We start from the raw sequence: 22,008 nt of genomic DNA, 5'->3' as shown, positions 1-22,008 counted from the left end.
TATGAAAACACTCACAGGTTTACTGTTAACCACTTTACTGGCCACATCATTACTGGGTGCCTGGGCCAACGCCGCCCGGGTTAAAGATCTTGCCTCGGTGGCAGGGGTGCGCTCTAACCAACTTATCGGCTATGGCCTGGTGGTGGGGCTAGATGGTACGGGCGACCAGACCACCCAAAGCCCATTCACCACGCAATCGTTTGGCAATATGTTGAAGCAGTTTGGCATCAATGTACCCGAGGGTACGCGCATGCAAATGAAAAACGTTGCTGCGGTAATGATTCACGCCGATCTTCCCGCCTTTGCTAAGCCCGGGCAGGCGATCGACATTACGGTATCGTCGGTCAGTAACGCCAAAAGTTTGCGCGGCGGCACCTTGCTGATGTCAAAACTAAAAGGTATTGACGGCAATACTTATGCAGTCGCTCAGGGCAGCTTGGTGGTGGGGGGCTTTGGGGTGGACGCTAACGATGGCTCCAATATAACCGTCAATGTACCCAGCGTAGGGCGCATACCCAATGGCGCCACGGTAGAGCGCAGCGTACCTAACAACTTTAATAGCAATCAACCGATTGTGTTTAATTTAAACCGCGCCGATTTTACCACCGCCAACCGTTTGGCGACGGCCATTAATGACATGCTGGGCCCCGAAGTGGCGGCCGCCATCGACGCGGTCTCGGTAGCGGTTAAAGCCCCGCAAGATCCCGCGCACCGGGTGGACTTTATGGCGCTGCTGGAAAACATTGAAGTTAAACCCGGTGAAGAAGCCGCGCGCGTGGTGATCAATTCACGCACTGGCACCATTGTGGTCGGTCAGCATGTAAGAGTGTCACCGGTGGCCATTACTCACGGTAACTTAACGGTGTCGATCTCGGAAGATTACGATGTGAGTCAGCCCGGAGCCTTCTCTCAGGGGCAGACGGCTATTACCCCCAATAGCACCATTGATGTCGAAGAAGAAGCGAACCCGATGTTTAAGTTTGCACCCGGTTCAACCCTGGAAGATATTGTTCGCTCGGTGAATAACGTGGGGGCATCGCCATCGGATTTAATGGCGATACTCGAGGCGCTAAAACAGTCGGGCGCGCTTAAAGCAGAACTACTGGTGATTTAATGAACGGCTTCGATACAAAAGCAAGTGCCAGCATTGCCCAGGATACGTTTCTGAATGGTCAGGGGCTTGAGGCGGTTAAAAAAATGGGGCGCGACAAAGACCCAGAGGCGCTGCGTCAAATGGCGCGTCAGTTTGAGTCTTTGTTTGTGCAACAAATGCTAAAGAGTATGCGTGCTGCCTCCGAGTCTTTTGGTGAAGGCAACTACATGAACAGCTCTGAAACTCAGTTTTACAGCGATATGCTCGATCAGCAATGGTCGCTGGAGCTGAGCAAGGGCCGCGGCATGGGTTTGGCGGACACGTTATACCAACAGTTACTAAAAACTTATGGCCAGTATTTACTCAATGATAGCAACAATAAGGGTACCGATGTTTCGTCGCTCGATGCGTTAGTGCAACAACAAGCGCTGCAGTTTGATCCGCGCCGCGTTAGCCAGCGTGTTGCCGATGCGGCTGAACCAGCGGAGCCGTTGGCGGGTCAGCCGGGCGCCTCAAAAACGACCTCTGATGCACCTGTGGTGGCTACTGGTGCCGCCGGCTTTATCGATGCGATAAAGCCCTATGCTAACTGGGCGGCACAAACCTTGGGCGTCGCGCCCCAGGCGTTAATGGCTCAGGCGGCGCTGGAGACCGGTTGGGGCAAACACTTGGTGCGCGATGACGCCGGCAGCAGTTTTAACTTGTTTAACATTAAAGCGGGTAAAAGCTGGAGCGGTGATACTGTGACGGTTAAGACTACCGAGTACACAAATGGCGAGGTGCAAAGTATTGACGCGGCGTTTCGGCGTTATGGTTCGCTGCAAGAGAGCTTCTCAGATTATATTGCCCTGATGCAAAAGCCGCGTTACCAAAACGCGTTGGCCCAGGGGCAAAACGCCGATGCCTATGTGGAGCAGTTGCAGCAGGCCGGTTACGCCACCGACCCAGAGTATGCGAATAAATTAAAAGCCATTATGCAACGAGAAGATTTTGCCGGTAGCAGCGCTTTGGCCGCCTACCAACAACACGTAGGTAACCAATAATGGCTGGATTACTCTCCAATGCAATATCGGGTTTGCAAGCAAGTCAAAACGCGCTGCGCACCGCCGGTAACAATATCGCCAATGCCAATACTCAGGGGTATAGCCGGCAGGATGTATCTTTTGGTACCCGGCCACCACAAAACGTGGGCAGCGCAGGTTACTTAGGCAATGGCGTCAGCACAGAGTCGGTATCGCGCACAGTGGATCAGTTTATTTTGACCCAGCTGCGCCTTGATACCGCGACCTTTAATCAGCTTGATACCTTCAACCTTAACATCGGTAAAATTGATAGCCTGTTGGCCAATTCAAACACCGGATTATCCGGTGGCTTTGAAAGCTTTTTTGCCGCGTTGCAAAGTGCGGCCGATGACCCGTCTTCAACGCCGGCGAGGCAGTTGGTGATCGACCAGGCCAAAGGGTTGGCTTCGCGCTTTAACAACTTGTACGACCGCTTTGCCGTTATTGAAAACGGTATCGAGAGTGAGATTAATGTTGTTACCGGGCAAATCAATGGCCTGGCGGAGAACATTGCCGAGCTGAATAAAACCATTGTGCAGTTGCGTGGCGCCAACGGCGCGGAGCCAAACGATTTGCTGGACAAGCGAGATGAAGCGCTGCGTCAGTTGTCAGAGCTTGTGGCGGTTAATATCGTGCAGCAAGACGGCGGTGATATGAATGTCTATATCGGCAATGGTCAGCCGCTGGTCGTGGGCAGCAACACCGCATCGGTTAGCAGCAATGGCTCCGGCGACGTATTTTTGGGTACCACCGCAGGCGCCACCAACATCAGCGAGCAACTCTCCGGCGGAAAGTTAGGTGGCTTACTGCAGTTTAATGCCAGTGTACTTGAGCCCGCCCAAGCCCAGTTGGGCAAGCTTGCGGCGGTTGTCTCTTTTGAAATGAACAGCTTGCAAGCTCAGGGGATCGACCTAAACAGTGAATTCGGTGAAAACCTGTTCTCACCGGTCAGTGCCGGTGATGTGACCAGTGTGGCCGGTGGTGGCAGCTTAACGGTAGAAGTTACCGATGCCGGTGATTTAATGGACAGTGATTATCAGGTGGATATCGTCGCCGGTCAGGTCAATATTACCCGCCTTGATGATGGTGAGGTGACGAGCTTTGCCGGAGCGCCACCGCAGTCTTTGACCCTGGACGGCATCACCTTTGATATAACTGGTGCGGCGGGTGACAGCTTTAGGTTAGACACTAATCTGGCGGTTAATGCCAGTAACATTGCGGTTAACGAGTTAACCCCGCGGGACTTGGCGTTGGCCTCCCCGGTGCGCACAGAGGCCGCGGCGGGTAATGCCGGCTCTGGTGTTATTAGTGCTGGCAACGTGATTCGCGGCTTGGGGCCTGATACCCCCAACGTTGGTCCGCTCGCAGGGGCGCCAGTCACCATTGAGTTTATCGCCACCGACGAATACCGCTTTGTGGATAGCGCAGGCAATGAGCTTGAACCTGGCGTAACGCACGCCTACACACCGGGCGAGCCAATTTACCCGGAGTTTGCGGCCGTTGCGGGCGCCGAGAGTTATGAAATAAACATTCAAGGTAATCCGGCTCCGGGCGATAGCTTTACCATTAGCTTTAATGACAATGCGGCTAACGATAACCGCACCGCGCTTAAAATGGCGGGGTTGGAAACGGCTATAACGATGGCCGGCGGCTTAAGTTTGTCCGACGCTTACGGCCAAATGGTTGAGCAGGTGGGCGCCAAAGCCAATTTGGCACGTATGAATACCGATGCGGCGCGCAGTGTTCTGGAGCAAACCCAGTCTTTGCGTGACAGTATCTCTGGGGTAAACCTCGATGAAGAGGCGGCTAAATTGATTAAGTTTGAGCAAGCCTACAATGCCAATTCGCAGGTCATCTCCATCGCGCGCGACGTTTTTGACACATTGTTAAACGCTTTTTAATGTGACTGTCGCGCGGATAGTGATCGCGGCTGAATAAAGGGCACCTTAAGGGCATTAGGTACAGCATATGCGAGTATCAACATCACAAATCTATACCATCGCCAACATTGGTATGCGCGATGCGCAGGCGGCTATTAACAAAACCAACTCGCAAATGGCGTCGGGCCAGCGTGTTTTAACGCCCGCCGACGACCCGGTGGCGGCCACGCAAATTATGCAGTTAACCCAGCAGTTGGCGCGGCTGGAGCAATTTAACAAAAACATCGATGTGGCCGAAAACAAGCTGTCGCTTGAAGAGGTCGCTCTCGATAGCATTACCTCGCTGGTGCAGGGCATGCAAGAGCTCGCGGTAAGCGCAGGTAATACGGCAACCTTAACGCCCTCAGAATATAAAATGATGGCGGCCGAGGTCGACAGCCGCATTAAAGAGTTGCTCAATTTACAAAACACGAAAGACTCTTCGGGGCAGCATATTTTTGCCGGTTATCAGAGTGCTCAGCCCGCCTATGCCGAGCAGGGCGGGGCGGTTGCCTACCAGGGCGATGACGGCTCGGTATCACTGCAAGTGTCCGAGAGTGTCACTATTCAGGCGAGCGACCCGGGGCGCAAGATATTTGAAGGCATTAGTACGTCCCATAATACGTTTAGTGCCTATGATTTGACGGCAACCAGTGAAGTCACTGGTTTTACGGTGGCCGATCAGGACGCGCTGGATCAGATGGTGCCTGGCACGCTTAAGATAAGCGTGGCGGGCGGTGTGATATCGGTTACGGATAACAACGGCAATTCCGTGCCGCCTATTCCTGCCTCGCAGCCGAATACGGCCCCCATCGAAATTGCGGGTATCAGCATGAGTTTAGCCGACGGAGATACTCTGGCGCTTAATATTAAGCCCGAAGAGTCGAGCATCATGCAGACGCTGACTAATTTTCGTGATGCGATGCTAAACGCGGCTAATGTGACCGATGCCGAACTCTCCGGGGTTATCGATAAAACCCTTGGCACCTTAAATAATGCTGTTACCCGCATTGGCGAGGTTCAGGCCGAGGTGGGCGCGCGGTTAAATACTCTGGAGTCGACTAAGAACCTTAATGCCGATAGTGCGCTCTACACCCAAGAGGTACTGGGCTCACTGCAAGATTTGGATTACGCTGAGGCCACCACCCGGCTGCAAATGCAAGAGTTGGTGCTAAGCGCGGCGCAACAAAGTTTTGCCAAGGTCAGTAAGCTGACGTTGTTTAATTATTTGTAACACGGGCTTTTAGTAAACGGCTGCGACGCGGCTGTATAACCCGATCGACTTTGAGACTTTTATGGCTGACGATTCAACCTCCGGTACGGCAGACGATAGCGCCCTGGCACGGCAGTTCTCGCTGGCGATTAAAGCCTCGCACGAGCTGCTACAGCTGGCTCGCGCTGAACGCTGGCAGGATTTTGAGCGGCAGTTTCGCCAGCGCGACGCACTGCTGCAACGTATCGACGCCGAGGTGACCGGCATGCTGCCTTTATCCGAGCAAGATTCCGCGATAATTAGTGAAAAGCTGCAGCAACTGCGTGAATTGAACGATCAAATATTAACTGTGGCAGAGCTAAGTAAAAGTGCCACTCTGGGTGAGCTCGCCAAAGATCGCAGTGCCCGTAAAGCCTTAGCCGCTTACAACAAGCCCTAGTATTGCCAGTATCCCGCCGTGTTTTAATCCTCACAGCCTACCATCTGTAAAACAGCTCTGAGCTTACACCCTAACAGGGTTGAGTTCGCTGCTCTGACGCGTTGTAGCTACCGTTGCTTAGCCATTATCTACAGTCAGATTGAACCTCTAAGTGCCTGTAAAGTATAGGAATTATATATTTATTGGCGCCTGAGTTAAAAAAAGCCTAAAGCAATCAAACCTCCGGACGATAACCTACACAGAAGTGCTGCAAACACGCAACTTCATCATCGGCTGATCACAGCTGGCAAGACTGTGAACAGGAATAAAACTTAGGAGATTACTCATGGCTCTAGTAATTAATACCAACGTTGCCTCCCTGAATACACAGCGCCAGCTGTTACAATCAGGCAATTCGCTCGATCAAGCCACCGAACGTCTGTCGTCCGGTAACCGCATTAACTCGGCCAAAGACGATGCCGCCGGCCTCGCCATTGCCAACCGTATGACCTCGCAAATTCGCGGTCTGGACCAGGCAGTACGTAACGCTAACGACGGCGTATCCATGATTCAAACCGCTGAAGGTGCCCTGCAAGAAGCCACCAACATGCTGCAGCGTATGCGCGAGCTGTCGGTACAGTCTGCTAACGGCATCTACTCTGACTCTGACCGCAGCCGTCTGGACGCTGAAGCCCAGCAGCTGAAATCTGAACTTAGCCGTATCGCCGAAGAGACTACCTTTAACGGTAAAAATCTTCTGGACGGCAGCCTGCAAGAGACTTCTCTGCAAGTAGGCTCTGAGCAAAACCAAACCATCGAAATCACTGTTGGCTCTTTCGCGGTTGACAAGCTGGGTGGCGGTGCTGGTGGTGATATTGTTGGTAGTGAGCTTACTCTGGCTGGTACAGGTGATGGGTCCGCACCTTTAATAGCATTGGCAGGCGCGAGTGTCACTATTAATGGGCAGGCCTTAAGCGACACTGACTTGGAAGGCGCTACCACAATGGATGAGTTGCGTGATGTGATTAATTCGGGTGTGTCTAATGTTCAGGCTGATGCCGTTACTGAGGCAGTTGCTACCTCTGAGGGCGATGGGGTTATTCGCGGCACTGACTCACTAAACCTTAGTGTTGTTAATGGTGACGGTTCAACCTCAACTTTCCAAATCCGCGACACCGGCAGTATGGATGAGTTGGTTGCGAAGATTAACTCTGAGTCTGGCGGAACTATCGAGGCAAGCCTGAATGACGATGGTCGTTTAGTATTGGCTAACGAGGGCGGCGCTTCGATTACAGTTGGGTATACCGGCGGTACAAATACGTCTACAGGCGCAATTGCGGCTAGTACCAGTGCAAGCCTCACATTGTCCTCTACGGACGATAGCGGTGTTACTGTTGCGTATGACGCCGCCGCAGACGCTGGGGTTTTAGGTATCGATGCTCGTTCCGAAGCAGGTGATATCACGGGTCAGGCGTTAACTGCAGCGGATCTAGCTGAAGGTGATATCAAAATAAATGATGTAAGTGTTGGAGCGACTGTAACAGCTGATGGTGCTCAAGGCATTGCTGATGCGATTAACGAAATATCTGATCAAACAGGAGTTGTAGCTTCTGTTGATACCGGCGCGCTGGTATTAAACTCAGTCGACGGCACTGAAATGTCAATCGAATTGAGTGGTGCGGCTACCTCGGTAAACACAGGTCTCCAGAACGTTAATACCGCCACCACCGTAGGCGATAGCGTTGCTAACATCGATATCACCACTCAGGAAGGCGCGCAGAAAGCCATTGGCATTCTCGACCGTGCGATCGACCAGGTAGGTGAAACCCGCGCTGATTTGGGTGCGGTTAACAACCGCTTAGACTTTACTGTGTCCAACCTGTCTAACGTAAGTGAGAAGACTGCAGCGGCCCGCTCGCGGATTACCGATGCGGACTTCGCGGCCGAGACTGCAAACCTCAGCCGTTCTCAGGTGCTGCAACAGGCCGCTACGGCAATGCTGGCTCAGGCCAACTCTCGTCCGCAGCAGGTACTGTCGCTGCTGCAGTAAGTCCGAATCATCCCGCCGGGTAACCGGCGGGATTTTTTGCTTGAGGGTTAAGCTATGAATGAAGTGAACGCAACCGCCGCGGGGCATTTGGTTCCCGTTTCCCCGGTGACGGCTTCATCAGCACCCGCCAACCGCGAAGCCAGTAGAGACGGCAAGGAGTTGCCGCCGGCAATCACCGAGACGTCAAAATCGGCTTCGCGCGAGGCTCAAAAGGAAGCAGACTTTCAAAGTAGTGTCCAAGAGGCTGTGGCTCATATGAATGAGTTTATTCAGTCTACCCAGCGCGATTTACAGTTCAGCTACGACAGTGACACGGGTGACACCATAGTGAGAGTCGTGGATAGCGCCACGCAAGAGGTGATACGCCAGATTCCTGACGAGATTTTCGTAAAGTTGGCCCGCCAATTGAATGCCGATGAACCGGTACAGCTATTGTCTGCCCAAGCTTAATTTACTGGCCTGAACAGACCGATGAGGGGGTACCTATTTGGGGCCCCCTTTTTTGTGCTCGGGTTTTGTGAACTGAGTGGCTAAAGTTTAGCCTTTGGTGGCCGATAGCGAGAGACCAGTACAGATATTTGGCTATTAAAGTACTCACTTTGGCGGGCGGTTATGGCGACGATTGGCAACGATATCATCAACACCATTGGTTCTGGCTCGGGCATTAACAGCTCGCAGCTGATCAACGATTTGGTCGAGATCAACGATTTGCCCCAGCAGCAGCGGTTGGATAGCCGCGAGACCCTGCTGGACGCGCAAATATCCGATTACGGTATGCTGCGCAGCGCCATGTCAGAGCTCGAAGCTTCTATCGCTCAGCTCAGCAGCGCCGACACCTTTGACGCCAAGGCGGTGTCGATTCCCGATACCTCACTGCTGGCGCTGACCAAGCTTGACTCAAGCGCCGCGGCCGGAAATTACCAAATTAAAGTCGAGCAGGTGGCTCAATCGCAATCACTCAGCAGTGGTGGCTACGCCAGCGCCGACGCGGAAATTGGCACCGGCGAACTCACCCTGCGTTTTGGTGCCTGGAACGGGGCGTTGGATGCCTTTACGGTAGATGCCGAAAAGACCGGCGCCAGTATTACCATCGATGAGACCAACAACACGCTCGAGGGGCTGCGCGACGCCATCAACGACGCCGACATAGGCGTTCAGGCCTCTGTGGTCAGCGATGGCGGCCAGTACCGCTTACTGTTAACCAGCCCCAGTGGTGCCAGCAACGAGCTGGAAATCAGCGTTGCCGAGGACGGTGTTGTGCCCGGGCTCGGCGATTTTGCCTTTGCCGAGTCTGGCCAGTCGCTCACCCAGCAGCAAGAGGGGCTCAATGCCCGTCTGCGTGTTAACGGCCTGCAGGTAGAGCGCGATAGCAATAATATTACCGATGTGATTCAGGGGCTTGAGTTTGATATTTTTAGTGCCTCGACCAGCGAGTCGGTGAGCATCTCGATTAGCGCCGATCGCACCCTGGCGGAAACCGCCATTCGCGACTTTGTGGCCGCTTACAACACCTTTTTGGGTGAGACCGAGAAACTGGTGGGCTATAACGAAGAAACCGAAGAGTATGGTTCGCTGCGCAGTGACTCGCTGGCCAATAATATGGTTGATTCGGTGCGCAGCTTTTTAGGCGCAGCCGTGCCGGGTATTGGCGCGGGCTTTACCAACCTCGCTAACCTGGGTATTCAAACCCGTCTGGATGGCACCCTCGAAATTAATGAAGATCCGGATCGCCCCAATACTAACTTTCAGGCGGCCATGGGCGAAAACTACGACTTAGTCAAAGCGCTGTTTACGCCACAGGTAAGCTCGGATGACAACAAAATTGAGGTGGCAAGTTTTAGTGGTGCCACCACCCCCGGGGACTATGAAGTTGTTATTACTCAGCAGGCCACTAAAGGCTCGCTAACGGCGAATGCACCCGCCGGCGGCTTTCCGCTCGATACCACCGGTAAAGATTACAGTTTTAGCATTGCGGTTGATGGTGTAGTGGCCGATATCACGCTGCCCGACGGCGTCGTTTACAACTCGCTAGAGGACGTGGCGGTCGAAATTCAATCGCTGATTAACCTCGACAGCTCGGTGCAGCAGGCCGGTGTCTCAATCGAGGTTGACGTTGTAGGTGGCGCACTGCAGTTTGGCTCGGACAGTTACGGCCACGACAGCAGTGTCGCTATTAAAACCGTGGGCGCTGACGCAGGCGATTTAGGCTTACAAGTGGCGACCGGCACGGTGGGGGTTGATGTGGCCGGGACGGTCAACGGCGAAACCGCGTTTGGTTACGGCAACGTTTTACTGCCGGCTATTAACACGGCGGCCGAGGGCCTACAGTTTATTGTTAAAGACGGCGCCACCAGTGCCAACGTGAACTTCTCCCGTGGTTTTGCCGGTGGAATGTCGAGCCTGATTAATAGCTTTTTAGACAGCAAAGGGCTGATCGCCGAGCGAGAGTCCAAGTTTGAAGACGAGCGCACTGAGATTGAGGATGACCGCAGCGATGTCGAGCGCCGCTCCGATGCCTATCGCGCCCGGCTCGAGAGTCAGTTTTTGGCGATGGAGCTGATCGTTAATAATTTAAACAACACGCAAACCTTTCTGGAAGGGCTCAACGACAGGCTGCCTTTTACCGCGCCTAAATAGCGGTCAGTAAAGCGAGTAAAAGCCGCTCCAAAAGCCCGTGCCGCGATCGTGGTGCGGGCTTTTTTACGCTTTATGGCGCGGCGGCGGCGAGCAAAAAATTGGCAATTATGGGTAAAGTTTCGCGCCCGGTTGCCGAAAGCTAAATAACCCAGGCGTTAACGCCTTAACGATAATCTGAGTTAGCGGTCGAGACCTATTTATGAATTCTTACAGCGCCATTCAGAACTACCAGCAAGTTAATGTTCAGTCGAGCGTGGTGGATGCATCGCCTCATCGTTTGATTCAAATGCTCTTTGAAGGTGCCCTGGAGCGTATTGCCCAGGCCAAGGGCTCATTGGCGCGCGGCAGTTTAGTGCAAAAGTCAGAGCGTATCAGCAAAGCGGTTGCCATTGTGCAAGGCCTGCAGGGCAGCTTGAGCGATACTGAAGGGGGCGAGCTTACCGCCAACTTAGACGCACTGTACGATTATGTTATTCGCACTCTGATTCAGGCGAACCAAAGTAATGATGTGGCAAAGCTCGACGAGTGCGCGAAACTGCTTGGTGATGTGAAGTCAGGCTGGGATCAAATGCTCGACAAACAGGCGGCCGCCGCCGGAGCTTATTTGTGAGATTGCTTAACGCCCCGAGCTTAGCGGGCACCGATGGTATTGCCCAGCTGCAGCAGCTGCAGGGGGATATGCGCGAGGCTCTAAGCAACGGCAATTACACCCGCGTGCGCCAGCTAGATGATACTTGTACGGTAGTGCTTGATAAGCTGATCGAGCTGCACCGGGAGCAGCCTGGTGCACTGCTGCACACAATGCTCGATTTAAAGCAAATGTACGCTGAATTGCTCCGTGAATGCAGCGCTCGCCCCGCGCAAGTCTGTTAGCCGCCGCCCCGCACAGCCCGCTAAGCCCCTAACGCCAAAAGTCGCGCTAGGGGCTTTTTAATTGTTAATCATCCGCATTTAAAAGTCGCTTAACCCCTTGATTTATTTGCTTTTGCAAATCAACGCGTCAAATGTTTGACTATCCGGAATAAAACCGCTATCTATAGTGTTACTAGGTATTTTTACGTTCTTTGGTCTTTGCGGTTTCTTGTATTTAACCCATAGATCGGCTGCTTTAAGGTCCGGTATGTGTCGACACCATAAAATTTTAGTTATTGACGATAATGAAAACAGTCGCAACCAATTAGCCACGATATTTGCATTTTTAGAGGAGGACGCGGTACTCATCTCTTCTGACCAATTGGAGGAGACTCTGGAGGATGAGCAACAGGCCAAAGAGTGCCTGCTGGTAATGGTGGGCGAGCAGTGCCGTATTTGGGGCGAGTCGCTGCTTGAGCGGTTAGAGCACTGGAATGATAAGACCGCTGTGGCGCTGCTTAGCAGTGCTTACCTGCCAAGTATCGAGCAGTTTTTACCCAAGTTGCGAATTAAAGTGGTGGGGGCCGTCGCCAGCCCACTGAATTACACCTCGCTAATCGATATATTGCACCGTGCCCGGTTGTATTCCGATGCCCAGGAGCAAAACCGGCAACGCGCCCAGCGCCGACCGGTACACTTATTCCGCTCTTTGGTGGGCACCAGCCGCGAGGTGCAAACCGTACGCGAGATGATGACTCAGGTGGCCGACAAAGAGGTGTCGGTATTGATCACCGGTGAATCGGGCACCGGCAAAGAGGTGGTTGCCCGCAATTTGCATTATCATTCGGCTCGCCGGGAAAGCCCGTTTGTCCCGGTCAACTGTGGCGCCATACCTGCCGAGCTGCTCGAGAGTGAGTTGTTTGGCCACGAAAAAGGCGCCTTTACCGGTGCTATCTCGTCCCGGGCCGGGCGCTTTGAACTGGCCGAAGGCGGCACCCTGTTTTTAGATGAAATTGGTGATATGCCGCTGAATATGCAGGTTAAAATTCTGCGGGTGCTGCAAGAGAAGTGCTACGAGAGAGTGGGCAGTAATCGTACGGTTGCCACCAATGTTCGCATTATTGCCGCTACTCACCGCGATCTTGAGTCAATGATTGCAGAGGGCAGTTTTCGCGAGGATCTTTATTATCGCCTCAATGTGTTTCCTATCGAGCTTCCGTCGCTTAAAGAGCGCGCGGAGGATATCCCTCTGTTGATCAACGAGCTGGTGTCCCGCATGGAGAGTGAAAAACGCGGTTCTATTCGTTTTAACTCGGCGGCTATTTTGTCGCTGTGCCAACACGCCTGGTCCGGCAATATTCGCGAGCTTGCCAATTTGGTCGAGCGTATGGCCATTATGCACCCCTATGGTGTGGTTGGCGTGCAAGACTTACCCCCTAAGTACCGGCATATTGATGTCGAAGATGAATCTTTCACGCTGGAAGAAGAGCCCGGCCATGGTGCGGCGGTGGTTAGCCTAAACGACACCGCGTTACTGCCAGAGCAGGGCATTGATTTGCGAGAGTATTTAACCAACCTCGAGCGCGATTTGATTCAGCAGGCGCTGAACGATTGCGGCGGCGTGGTAGCCCGTGCGGCCGATAAGCTCGCTATCCGCCGCACCACGCTGGTGGAAAAAATGCGTAAATACGACCTCCAGCGCTAAACTAAACGGGTCGGTCCCGCCGGCCCTGTAGGTCCCGCTTGCGCGCCCTGCAATGCGGCGGCCGCTTTGTTTTTTTACCACTCAAGTTTTGAGTTGGCTGCCAAAGATTTGACTCCCCTCGGTTTTTATTTTCTCTAAGTCTTTGATATTTAATAATAATATTTGTTGGCATTGAGCTTGCAGTTACCCGTTATAACAACGCAATAACGATGGATTTCCGTTGCCTGGTTACCCCTATAGGGGCGTGAACTGAGCCATAAAGGTACTGTTATGACGGCCAAAGCCGACATTCTAAAAATTGATCAGCTGAATCAAAACGCCGCTAATACCCCGGATAAAGCCGCGGCGTTGGCCGATGCGTTTGAGTTGTTCTCGCAAATGTCGGATCAACTGACCAGTTCTTATCGGGCACTGGAGCAGCGGGTAGCAGACTTAAACGAGGAACTGACAGAAGTCACACAGCAGCGGCTCGAAGAGCTGGCCGAAAAAGAGCGTATCGCCAACCGGCTGGAGAGCCTGTTAAATGTGTTGCCCGGTGGCGTGGTGGTATTGGACAGTAAAGGCCGGGTGCGCGATTGCAATCCGGCGGCAATCGAATTGCTGGGTGAGCCACTGGAGGGAGAGCTTTGGCGCGATGTTATCGAGCGCTCATTTGCGCCTCGGCAGGATGACGGCCATGAAATTTCGCTGCGTGACGGCCGGCGTATCAGCCTGGCTACCCGCAACCAGGGCAGTGACGGGCAAATTATTTTACTGACCGATCAAACCGAGACGCGCCGTTTACAAAGCGAGCTTAGTAAGCACGAGCGGCTGTCGGCGCTGGGGCAAATGGTGTCGGCGCTGGCACATCAAATTCGTACACCGCTTTCAGCTGCGATGCTCTACTGCGGCCATTTGCGCAAAGAGCAACTGCCCCTCGAGCAGCGCCGTCAGTTTGCCGAAAAAGTATCCAACCGCCTGAACCATATGGAGCGGCAAGTACAGGATATGTTGCTGTTTGTGAAAGGTGAGCTGCCGATTAGCGATCAACTGCTTGTTCGCGACTTGCAGACCGAATTAGCCGAGGCCATGGAAGTGCCGGTAATGACGTCACAAAGCACGGTTAACTGGAATGTCAGTGGCGGCGAGTACGGCCTATCGTGCAACCGCGATGCCCTGGTAAGCGCGTTACTGAACCTAGTGAATAATGCCATTCAGGCGTCGGGGCGCGCGGCGCGGATCGATATCACCATGAGCGCTCAGTACGTGGCGGGCGAACACTGGTTGGCGATAGAGGTGCGTGACCACGGCCCCGGTATTGATGCGGAATTACTGCCCAGCTTGGGCGAGCTGTTTGTGACCACCAAAGCTCAAGGTACGGGTTTGGGGTTGGCGGTGGTTCAAGCCGTTGCCCGCGCTCACGGTGGGCGATTTAATTTGCGTTCTACGAAGGGTGAGGGTGCCGAGGCACTTATGCTGCTGCCGGCAATAGCGCCCGCTCTTAACACTACGGATTAAACTCCTGCGGAGATTTTGTTATGTCAAACCCAGCCACTTCGCTCACTCAGAGCTGCGCGCCCGCCATTATGGTGGTCGAGGATGACCCCAGCCTGCGCGAGGCGTTAGTCGATACCTTGATGCTGGCTGATTACTCTGTGGTCGAGGCCGACAGTGCCGAGTCCGCCATCGGCCAGTTAAAAAATGGCGCCGAGGTGGCGATGATTGTCTCGGACGTCAATATGGGCGTGATGAGCGGTTATGACCTGCTCAAACAAGTGAAAACCGAATACCCGCATATTCCGGTACTGCTGGTTACGGCCTATGCCAGTATTGCCGACTCGGTCTCGGCCATTAAAGAGGGGGCGGTGGATTATCTTGTGAAACCCTTTGAGCCCGAGGCCCTGCTCGAGTCGGTTGCCCGCCACGTCGGTGGGGTGGTGGCGCTTAGTGATCAGCCGGTGGCCGAAGCGCCCGGCAGCAAGCAGTTGCTGCAGTTAGCCCAGCGGGTTGCGCAATCGGAGTCCACGGTGTTGATTATCGGTGAGTCTGGCACCGGTAAAGAGGTGCTGGCGCGCTATGTCCATGATCACTCGCCCCGTCGCGATAAACCTTTTGTGGCCATTAATTGCGCGGCAATACCCGAAAACATGCTCGAGGCCACGTTGTTTGGCCATGAAAAGGGCGCTTATACCGGCGCGCACACCAGCGCCCCCGGTAAATTTGAGCAAGCCAATGGCGGCACTTTGTTACTCGATGAGCTCTCGGAAATGGATGTCGGCCTGCAAGCCAAATTATTGCGGGTACTGCAAGAGCGTGAGGTAGAGCGGGTTGGCGGGCGCAAAACCATCTCGCTCGATGTGCGGGTGATTGCCACCTCAAACCGCAATATGCGCGCCGAGGTGGTCGCCGGTCGTTTTCGTGAAGATTTGTACTTTCGCCTCAGCGTTTTACCGCTGGAGTGGGCGCCACTGCGCGATCGCATTGAAGATATTGTGCCGCTCGCCACTAAACTGCTCGAGCGTCACGCCCGCAAGCAAAAACGCGGCCGCGTGGTGCTCGATGCTTCCGCCAAGCAGGCGCTGTTGGCCTATCGCTGGCCGGGCAATGTGCGCGAGCTGGATAATATTATGCAGCGCGCTTTGATATTGCAGGCGGGGAACTACATCGGCGCCGCGGATTTAGGTTTACACAACAGCTCCAGCTACAGCGATAAACCCAGCTTGCTGGATGAGCCCGATGCCGCATTGGCGATTAGTGCGGCCGAGCCTGCTACCTCGGTTGTTGCGCCGCCCCCCATTGACGCTGCCGCAGCGCCCGGGCCCGCCGAGCTGGGTAGCGACTTGCGCCGCCACGAGTTTGAAATTATCGCCGAGGCCCTGCGGGCCGAGCGCGGCAGCCGCAAAAATACCGCCGTACGTTTGGGGATTAGTGCCCGAACTTTACGCTATAAGCTGGCGCGATTTAAAGACGAGGGTTTTGCGCTCGATTGTTAAAGCGCTACGGTGCCTAATCTCGGCCGCCGGGGAAACTCGTGCGGCCGTTTTTTGTGGTGGGCCGTGAGCGGGCCGCAATCGTAAAATATGGTTTTGGCCCAGTTTGTGCACTATTGGATGTAAACGCGACAAATTAGGAAAAACGCCAAAAACTTGTCGCCGGTTCATCAACCCCAATAGCGAGTATAAGCATGAGCAACCGGGTGGATATCAGTAATTTACTGACCGAGATGCGAGCGCTAAAAGCGCAAACCAACGCCTTTCAGAAGCCAGAAGCACTAGCCGATGTAAACCGCCCAAGCCGCCCAGGTGAGGTGCAGGCGGGCACTAAAGTGCCGGGCTTTTCTGAGGTGATGAGCGACGCTGTTAATAAAGTAAACGACTTGCAAAGTCAGGCCGGCGCCAAAGCCGAGGCCTATCAGCGCGGCGAAGCCAACGTCGACATCACCGATGTGATGATTGCCTCGCAAAAAGCCAGCGTGTCTTTTGAGGCCGCCGTGCAGGTGCGCAATAAACTGGTAGAAGCCTACCGCGACATCATGAACATGCCTATTTAATAGTAGGGATTGGGTTACAAGCTTATGGCACAGACAGATACCGCGACAATGGCCGATGAAGCGCCGGGTAAAATGGCCCGCGGCAACGATTTAATTGAAGGATTTGGCGGTTTATCGCTATTGCGCCAGATTGGTTTGATGCTGGGTTTGGCCGCCTCGGTTGCCATCGGCTTTTACATTGTGCTCTGGAGCCAGGGCGAAGAGTATCGGCCCCTGTATGGCAGTCTCGACCGACTGGACTCGGGCGAGGTCGTGTCGATTTTAGAGCAAAACCAAATCCCCTATAAAATTGAGCCCTCAACCGGCGCTTTGCTGGTGACCAGCGACAATATTCACACGGCGCGTTTAAAATTGGCCGAGGTGGGCATTGGGCAAAATCAATCGGTAGGCTTTGAGCTGTTGGAACAAGAGCAGGCTTTGGGCACCAGCCAGTTTATCGAGAGCGCGCGCTATCAGCGCAGCCTGGAAGGGGAGCTTGCCCGCACCATCACCAGTATTAACTCAGTGCGTTCGGCGCGGGTGCACCTGGCCATTCCCAAGCGTTCTGTGTTTGTCCGCGATGCCAGAAAGCCCAGCGCCTCGGTTTTTTTAGAGCTGTTCCCGGGGCGTGATATTGACCCCAAGCAAGTGAAAGCCATCGCCAACATGGTGGCCTCAAGCATCAGCGAATTAAACAATCAAGACGTTACCGTGGTAGATCAGTACGGCAATTTATTGTCGGTCGGGGAGGAGTCGCCAGCGTTGATTTTGGCCGATAAACAGCGTCAATACACGATCAACCTGGAGGACAAACTTGCCAGCCGCGTCGACAGTATTTTAGCGCCGGTAGTCGGTGCGGGTAATTTTCACGCCGAGGTGAGTGCCGATGTTGATTTTACGGCAATCGAGCAGGCCGAAGAGGCTTTTGATGATGCCGAGCCAGTGTTGCGCAGCGAGCAAAGTCAAACAGAAACGCGTATAGGTGATACCTCTATTGGAGGCATTCCCGGCGCGCTGACCAACCAGCCTCCTGTGGATGGCGAAGTGCCGCAACAGGTAAACCCAAACCTCGCTGGCACCGAGGCGGCACAGCCACAACATAGCCGCGAGAACGTAACACGCAATTATGAAGTTGACCGTAAGATTAGCTATACCCGCCGGCAGCAGGGCAATATCGAACGTTTAAGTGTCGCGGTAGTACTGGATAATAAGCGCGCGGTTAATGCCGATGGTGAAGCTCTAAGCGAGCCCTGGAGCGATGCCGAGCTTGAGCGTTTTACCACGCTAGTACGCGACGCAGTAGGGTTTTCGGCCGCGCGAGGCGACAGTGTCAATGTCATTAACTCGCCCTTTATTGAGCGCGAACCCATTGATACTGGCGCCTTAGAAGTGCCTTGGTGGCAGCAAAGCTGGCTCACGCCTTACATTAAACCGCTGGTTGGTTTCTTGTTGGTGATGGCGTTAATTTTTGGCTTGTTGCGCCCGGTACTAAAAACCATTGCCCGCTCGGGTTCGCGCTCGGCCGAAGAAGAAGAGGCCCGCCAGCTGGCCGCGCTTGAAGCGGCCGGTTTGGGGGGCGACATGTCGGCCGACTCTGTGACATTGACCGGGGGCGCCGTGGCTTTGCCCGGGCCGGAGGAGGGCTACGAGCAGCAGTTGAGTGCGATTAAAGGTTTGGTGGCCGAAGACCCTGGCCGGGTGGCACAAGTGGTTAAATCCTGGATTAACAAAGACGAGTAAACGATTGTGGCTGAACAAAAAACAGTAACCACTACACAAATGAGCCCTGTCGATCAGGCGGCCGTTTTGTTGATGTCATTAGGTGAGCAGGACGCGGCCGAAGTGCTAAAACACATGGGCCCCAAAGAGGTACAGCGTATTGGCGCCGCTATGGCGACCCTCACCAACGTTCAGCAAAGTGATGTGCAGCAAGTCATGCAAAACTTTCTTGAAGAGGCCCGTACCTTGACGGGGCTGGGCATGGGCTCCGACAGTTATATTCGCAATATGTTAATCACCGCGCTGGGCGAAGATAAAGCGAGCTCACTGGTCGACCGAATTTTACTTGGCGGTAATACCACCGGCCTTGATACCCTAAAGTGGATGGATCCGCGCTCGGTGGCCGATATTATTCGCAATGAGCACCCGCAAATCCAGGCAATTGTGATTGCCTATCTCGATGCCGATCAGTCGGCCGAAATTTTAGGCTACTTTACCGAAAAAGTTCGTACCGACATTATGATGCGGGTGGCCTCGCTCGATATGGTGCAGCCCAGCGCTTTGCAAGAGCTTAACGATATTCTCGAGAAACAGTTCTCGGGTAAAACCGGTTCGCAAAACAAAGCCATGGGAGGCTATAAAGTGGCGGCCGAAATTATGAATCACCTCGACGGCAGCATCGAGACCGAGCTGATGGACTCGATTAAAGAGGTTGATGAAGATATGGGCAACCAGATTCAGGATCTGATGTTTGTCTTCGAAAACCTAAAAGACGTCGACGACCGCGGCATTCAAATGTTGTTGCGCGAAGTGTCGTCCGAGGTGTTGATCGTTGCCCTTAAAGGGGCCGATGCTACGCTACAGGATAAAATATTTAAAAATATGTCTAAGCGTGCCGCCGAATTGCTACGCGATGATTTGGAAGTGAAAGGCCCGGTTCGTATTTCCGAGGTGGAGTCGGCGCAAAAAGAAATTCTTACCATTGCTCGGCGCATGGCCGATGCCGGTGAGATCGTGCTCGGGGGCAGCGGCGAGCAGCTGCTATAGTACCGCAGCCTATAACGGAGCGCCTTCATGGTCGATAAACCGAGAACCAACCCCAACCGTATTCCCGCCAGCCAAACCTCGGAGTGGCAGTCCTGGGCGGTGCCCGCCGTGGGTGGCAGCGCTAAAGTGAGTAATGCAAGCGAGCCCGAGAAAGGCGCCCGGGGCCCGGGTGCCCAGGCCGGTGAAACCATTGAAGATGTCGAGATCGACGGCTTAACGGCCAGTGGTTTAACCGCCGAGCAAATGTCTGAAATCGTTCACGAGGCCGAGCAAGAGGGCTTTAATCAGGGGTTTGAAAAAGGCCAGCAGCAAGGCTACGACGACGGCTACCGCCAAGGTCAGGAGCGCGGCGGGGAGGATATCCGCCAGTTGCTCACGATTGAGCAGCAAACGTTTGCCAGTTTAGTGCAGGCGTTAAAAGAGCCTGTCGATACACAAGATGAAAAACTCGAAGTACTTTTGCTTACGATGATCGAACGGATAAGTCGTGCGGTGGTTGGCCGCGATTTACTCACGCAGCCTGTGGATATTCTGCCTTTGGTACAGCAATCGATTGCCGCGCTGCCAAGCCCCGGTAACAATGTGACCTTGCATTTAAACCTTGCCGATCACGACTGCGTGCAGCGCTACGCCCAAGAGCATGGTCACGACTGGACATTGCGGGTTGACCCCGGCATTAGCGCCGGCGGTGTGCGTGTAAATACCGCCGATAGCCTGGTTGATTTTACCGTTGAGCGCCGCCTGGAAGAAACGCTGGAGCGCTTTGTACAGCGTCAAGATTTGGATGAAACCACCAGTGACGAGCAGTTACTGGCACGGGAGCTTCCGCGGGGAAACCAGAGCGAAGTGCCTAAGGGCGCAGAGGCCTCCGGGGACAATACCGATCAATCCGTGGTACCGCCAGATTTTGATGACGAGGGCGAGCCAGGTGTCTGAGCGCCGCGACTTGTGGTACAGGTTGCGCCCCTATCTGCCAGATCCGGTACCAGTGGTGCCTGAGGCCGAGGGTCGCTTGATTCGTTCGGTGGGGCTCACGCTCGAGGCGGTCGGGCTTAATTTGTCCGTGGGGCGTCAGTGCGTGCTCTTGTCTCGCGACGGCCGCCGGGTCGAGGCCGAGGTGGTGGGGTTTTCGGGTAAAAGTGTTTTTTTGATGCCGGTCAAACGGGTCGAAGGGTTAGAGCCGGGCGCGCGTGTCATTCCTCTGGCGCACAGCCAGGCCATGCGCATTGGTTTGCAAACGTTAGGGCGGGTGCTTAATGGCCTCGGGCAGCCGCTCGATGGTAAGGGCGCGCTGCAAGGCGGTGATTTTCTCGATTTTGCCCCGAGCGATATTAACCCGCTGAAGCGTCACCCTATCCACGAGCCACTGGATGTTGGTATTCGCGCGATTAATGGGCTGGTTACTGTGGGCCGTGGTCAGCGCATGGGGCTGTTTGCCGGCAGCGGCGTCGGTAAAAGTGTTTTGATGGGCATGATGACCAAATACACGACGGCCGATGTCGTGGTGGTGGGGCTGGTGGGTGAGCGCGGCCGCGAGGTAAAAGAGTTTATCGATCATATTTTGGGGCCAGAGGGCATGGCCCGTGCCGTGGTGGTGGCATCGCCGGCGGATGACGCCCCTTTGATGCGGTTGCGCGCCGCCCAACTGTGCAGTCGTATTGCCGAGTACTATCGCGATCAGGGCTTAAATGTTCTGCTGTTGATGGATTCTCTCACCCGCTTTGCTCAGGCCCAGCGAGAGATTTCGCTCGCTATTGGCGAGCCGCCGGCGACCAAAGGTTATCCGCCCTCGGTGTTTGCGCGAATCCCCGAGTTGGTAGAGCGCGCCGGTAACGCCGCTGAAGGCGAGGGCTCTATTACGGCGTTTTACACCGTGTTAACCGAGGGTGACGACCTGCAAGACCCGATTGCCGATGCGTCCCGGGCGATTCTCGATGGCCATATTGTGCTGTCCCGCCAGCTCGCCGAGGAGGGGGTTTACCCCGCGATCGATGTCGAGGCATCCATCAGCCGGGCGATGCCGCAAATTGTCTCGGCCAACCATTTATCGCAAATGCAAAAATTTAAACAGTTGCTGGCGAAATACGAGCAAAACCGCGATCTGGTGGCGATTGGCGCCTATAACGCCGGCTCAGACCCACAAACCGATGAGGCCATCGAAAAGTTTCCCAGGTTGCGCCAGTTTGTTCAGCAATCGTTAACTCAGGCGGTAAGCTTAGGCGAGGCGCACAAAGGTTTGGCCGATTTGTTACAGACTAAGACACAGGCGTCACGTCCGAGCCCTCTGGCGGCCGAACATGGACGCACGGGCGGGCCGGTAAATGGCTAAACCGCGCTCAGAGCGGCTAAAGGTAGTACTTAGAGTGGCCGAGCACCAGGAGCAAGAGGCCGCCGGTTATCTCGCACAATACCAGCAGCAACTGGCCGCAGAGCGGGCACAGCTGGAACAGTTGCAGCAGTATCGCCACAGTTACCTGGATGAATATGGCGATAGCTCGGCCTGCCACACAGTACAGGATATGATGCGCTACAGTGATTTTATTGGCCGGCTGGCCGGTGCCATCGATGAGCAGCACCAGAAGCTTGCCAATGCCGCCGAGCAGTGTGAAAAAGTGTTACAGCACTGGCAGATTAAGCGCCATAAGCGCAAATCACTGGAGTCGTTAATCGAGCGGCTGCGCCTTGGCGAAAACACCGAACTCGAGCGCAAGCTGCAAAAAGAGCTCGATGAGCTGTCGAGCCTCAACCGGCAATCGCCTCCCTACGGTTAAAGCCGCTATTGTTGA

General features: G+C 54.4%; 19 protein-coding genes. All 19 read left to right on the top strand.

Features of this window, described 5'->3' with window-relative positions; translation table 11 throughout:
- Position 1: 1 nt before the first annotated feature.
- The 19 genes from AAC019_RS06230 (at position 2) to fliJ (ending at position 21,993) form a co-directional block, all read left to right on the top strand.
- The gene (locus AAC019_RS06230) at positions 2–1,114 is read left to right on the top strand and encodes a flagellar basal body P-ring protein FlgI (protein WP_339897782.1); all 1,113 of its coding nucleotides are present in this window, start codon (positions 2–4) and stop codon (positions 1,112–1,114) included.
- Positions 1,114–2,136: a flagellar assembly peptidoglycan hydrolase FlgJ gene (gene flgJ, locus AAC019_RS06225; RefSeq protein WP_339897781.1), complete on the top strand. Its 1,023-nt coding sequence runs from the start codon at positions 1,114–1,116 to the stop codon at positions 2,134–2,136. The genes AAC019_RS06230 and flgJ overlap by 1 nt, the downstream gene beginning before the upstream one ends.
- Positions 2,136–4,055, top strand: coding sequence for a flagellar hook-associated protein FlgK (gene flgK / locus AAC019_RS06220; RefSeq protein ID WP_339897780.1), 1,920 nt, complete (start codon positions 2,136–2,138; stop codon positions 4,053–4,055). Before flgJ ends, flgK begins: the two co-directional genes overlap by 1 nt.
- A gap of 67 nt (positions 4,056–4,122) precedes the next feature.
- Positions 4,123–5,307, top strand: coding sequence for a flagellar hook-associated protein FlgL (gene flgL, locus AAC019_RS06215; protein ID WP_339897779.1), 1,185 nt, complete (start codon positions 4,123–4,125; stop codon positions 5,305–5,307).
- A gap of 61 nt (positions 5,308–5,368) precedes the next feature.
- Positions 5,369–5,725, top strand: a complete 357-nt coding sequence (locus AAC019_RS06210; protein ID WP_339897778.1) for a flagellar protein FliT — start codon at positions 5,369–5,371, stop codon at positions 5,723–5,725.
- A 325-nt stretch (positions 5,726–6,050) separates the two neighbouring features.
- Positions 6,051–7,754, top strand: a complete 1,704-nt coding sequence (locus tag AAC019_RS06205; RefSeq protein ID WP_339897777.1) for a flagellin — start codon at positions 6,051–6,053, stop codon at positions 7,752–7,754.
- Positions 7,755–7,808: 54 nt separating this feature from the next.
- Positions 7,809–8,204 carry a flagellar protein FlaG gene (locus AAC019_RS06200; protein WP_339897776.1) on the top strand — a complete coding sequence of 132 codons (396 nt, stop codon included), beginning with the start codon at positions 7,809–7,811 and terminating at the stop codon, positions 8,202–8,204.
- Between the two features lie 162 nt (positions 8,205–8,366).
- Positions 8,367–10,391 (top strand): flagellar filament capping protein FliD, encoded by a 2,025-nt coding sequence (gene fliD, locus AAC019_RS06195; RefSeq protein ID WP_339897775.1) that lies wholly within the window; start codon positions 8,367–8,369, stop codon positions 10,389–10,391.
- A 199-nt stretch (positions 10,392–10,590) separates the two neighbouring features.
- A complete protein-coding gene (fliS, locus tag AAC019_RS06190; RefSeq protein WP_339897774.1) occupies positions 10,591–11,001 on the top strand; it encodes a flagellar export chaperone FliS in 411 nt (136 codons plus the stop codon).
- Entirely contained in the window at positions 10,998–11,264 is a 267-nt protein-coding gene (locus AAC019_RS06185) for a hypothetical protein (RefSeq protein WP_339897773.1), read from the top strand. Before fliS ends, AAC019_RS06185 begins: the two co-directional genes overlap by 4 nt.
- A 247-nt stretch (positions 11,265–11,511) precedes the next feature.
- On the top strand, positions 11,512–12,948 hold the full coding sequence (locus tag AAC019_RS06180; RefSeq protein ID WP_339897772.1) for a sigma-54 dependent transcriptional regulator: 1,437 nt from the start codon (positions 11,512–11,514) through the stop codon (positions 12,946–12,948).
- A gap of 270 nt (positions 12,949–13,218) precedes the next feature.
- Positions 13,219–14,445: an ATP-binding protein gene (locus AAC019_RS06175; protein WP_339897771.1), complete on the top strand. Its 1,227-nt coding sequence runs from the start codon at positions 13,219–13,221 to the stop codon at positions 14,443–14,445.
- A 20-nt stretch (positions 14,446–14,465) separates the two neighbouring features.
- Positions 14,466–15,920: a sigma-54 dependent transcriptional regulator gene (locus tag AAC019_RS06170; protein WP_339897770.1), complete on the top strand. Its 1,455-nt coding sequence runs from the start codon at positions 14,466–14,468 to the stop codon at positions 15,918–15,920.
- Positions 15,921–16,111: 191 nt separating this feature from the next.
- On the top strand, positions 16,112–16,477 hold the full coding sequence (gene fliE, locus AAC019_RS06165) for a flagellar hook-basal body complex protein FliE (RefSeq protein WP_339897769.1): 366 nt from the start codon (positions 16,112–16,114) through the stop codon (positions 16,475–16,477).
- Positions 16,478–16,525: 48 nt separating this feature from the next.
- A complete protein-coding gene (gene fliF / locus AAC019_RS06160) occupies positions 16,526–18,196 on the top strand; it encodes a flagellar basal-body MS-ring/collar protein FliF (RefSeq protein ID WP_339897888.1) in 1,671 nt (556 codons plus the stop codon).
- Between the two features lie 6 nt (positions 18,197–18,202).
- On the top strand, positions 18,203–19,222 hold the full coding sequence (fliG, locus tag AAC019_RS06155; protein WP_339897768.1) for a flagellar motor switch protein FliG: 1,020 nt from the start codon (positions 18,203–18,205) through the stop codon (positions 19,220–19,222).
- Positions 19,223–19,249: 27 nt separating this feature from the next.
- Positions 19,250–20,158: a flagellar assembly protein FliH gene (locus AAC019_RS06150; protein ID WP_339897767.1), complete on the top strand. Its 909-nt coding sequence runs from the start codon at positions 19,250–19,252 to the stop codon at positions 20,156–20,158.
- A complete protein-coding gene (fliI, locus tag AAC019_RS06145) occupies positions 20,151–21,551 on the top strand; it encodes a flagellar protein export ATPase FliI (RefSeq protein WP_339897766.1) in 1,401 nt (466 codons plus the stop codon). Before AAC019_RS06150 ends, fliI begins: the two co-directional genes overlap by 8 nt.
- The gene (gene fliJ / locus AAC019_RS06140) at positions 21,544–21,993 is read left to right on the top strand and encodes a flagellar export protein FliJ (RefSeq protein WP_339897765.1); all 450 of its coding nucleotides are present in this window, start codon (positions 21,544–21,546) and stop codon (positions 21,991–21,993) included. Before fliI ends, fliJ begins: the two co-directional genes overlap by 8 nt.
- The last annotated feature ends 15 nt before the right edge of the window (positions 21,994–22,008 follow it).

The organism is uncultured Gilvimarinus sp. (genome assembly GCF_963975215.1).
GTDB lineage: Bacteria > Pseudomonadota > Gammaproteobacteria > Pseudomonadales > Cellvibrionaceae > Gilvimarinus.
Note: the sequence above shows the minus strand (reverse complement) of the source record. Positions and strands in the feature narration are given on the sequence as shown.

Excerpts from the sequence above, each read along its gene's own strand:
- fliJ (WP_339897765.1), top strand. The coding sequence starts at position 21,544 with ATGGCTAAACCGCGCTCAGAGCGGCTAAAGGTAGTACTTAGAGTGGCC.
- fliF (WP_339897888.1), top strand. The coding sequence starts at position 16,526 with ATGGCCGATGAAGCGCCGGGTAAAATGGCCCGCGGCAACGATTTAATT.
- AAC019_RS06205 (WP_339897777.1), top strand. The coding sequence starts at position 6,051 with ATGGCTCTAGTAATTAATACCAACGTTGCCTCCCTGAATACACAGCGC.
- AAC019_RS06180 (WP_339897772.1), top strand. The coding sequence starts at position 11,512 with ATGTGTCGACACCATAAAATTTTAGTTATTGACGATAATGAAAACAGT.
- fliS (WP_339897774.1), top strand. The coding sequence starts at position 10,591 with ATGAATTCTTACAGCGCCATTCAGAACTACCAGCAAGTTAATGTTCAG.
- AAC019_RS06170 (WP_339897770.1), top strand. The coding sequence starts at position 14,466 with ATGTCAAACCCAGCCACTTCGCTCACTCAGAGCTGCGCGCCCGCCATT.
- AAC019_RS06150 (WP_339897767.1), top strand. The coding sequence starts at position 19,250 with ATGGTCGATAAACCGAGAACCAACCCCAACCGTATTCCCGCCAGCCAA.
- flgK (WP_339897780.1), top strand. The coding sequence starts at position 2,136 with ATGGCTGGATTACTCTCCAATGCAATATCGGGTTTGCAAGCAAGTCAA.
- flgL (WP_339897779.1), top strand. The coding sequence starts at position 4,123 with ATGCGAGTATCAACATCACAAATCTATACCATCGCCAACATTGGTATG.
- AAC019_RS06175 (WP_339897771.1), top strand. The coding sequence starts at position 13,219 with ATGACGGCCAAAGCCGACATTCTAAAAATTGATCAGCTGAATCAAAAC.
- flgJ (WP_339897781.1), top strand. The coding sequence starts at position 1,114 with ATGAACGGCTTCGATACAAAAGCAAGTGCCAGCATTGCCCAGGATACG.
- AAC019_RS06230 (WP_339897782.1), top strand. The coding sequence starts at position 2 with ATGAAAACACTCACAGGTTTACTGTTAACCACTTTACTGGCCACATCA.
- fliE (WP_339897769.1), top strand. The coding sequence starts at position 16,112 with ATGAGCAACCGGGTGGATATCAGTAATTTACTGACCGAGATGCGAGCG.
- fliD (WP_339897775.1), top strand. The coding sequence starts at position 8,367 with ATGGCGACGATTGGCAACGATATCATCAACACCATTGGTTCTGGCTCG.
- AAC019_RS06200 (WP_339897776.1), top strand. The coding sequence starts at position 7,809 with ATGAATGAAGTGAACGCAACCGCCGCGGGGCATTTGGTTCCCGTTTCC.
- AAC019_RS06210 (WP_339897778.1), top strand. The coding sequence starts at position 5,369 with ATGGCTGACGATTCAACCTCCGGTACGGCAGACGATAGCGCCCTGGCA.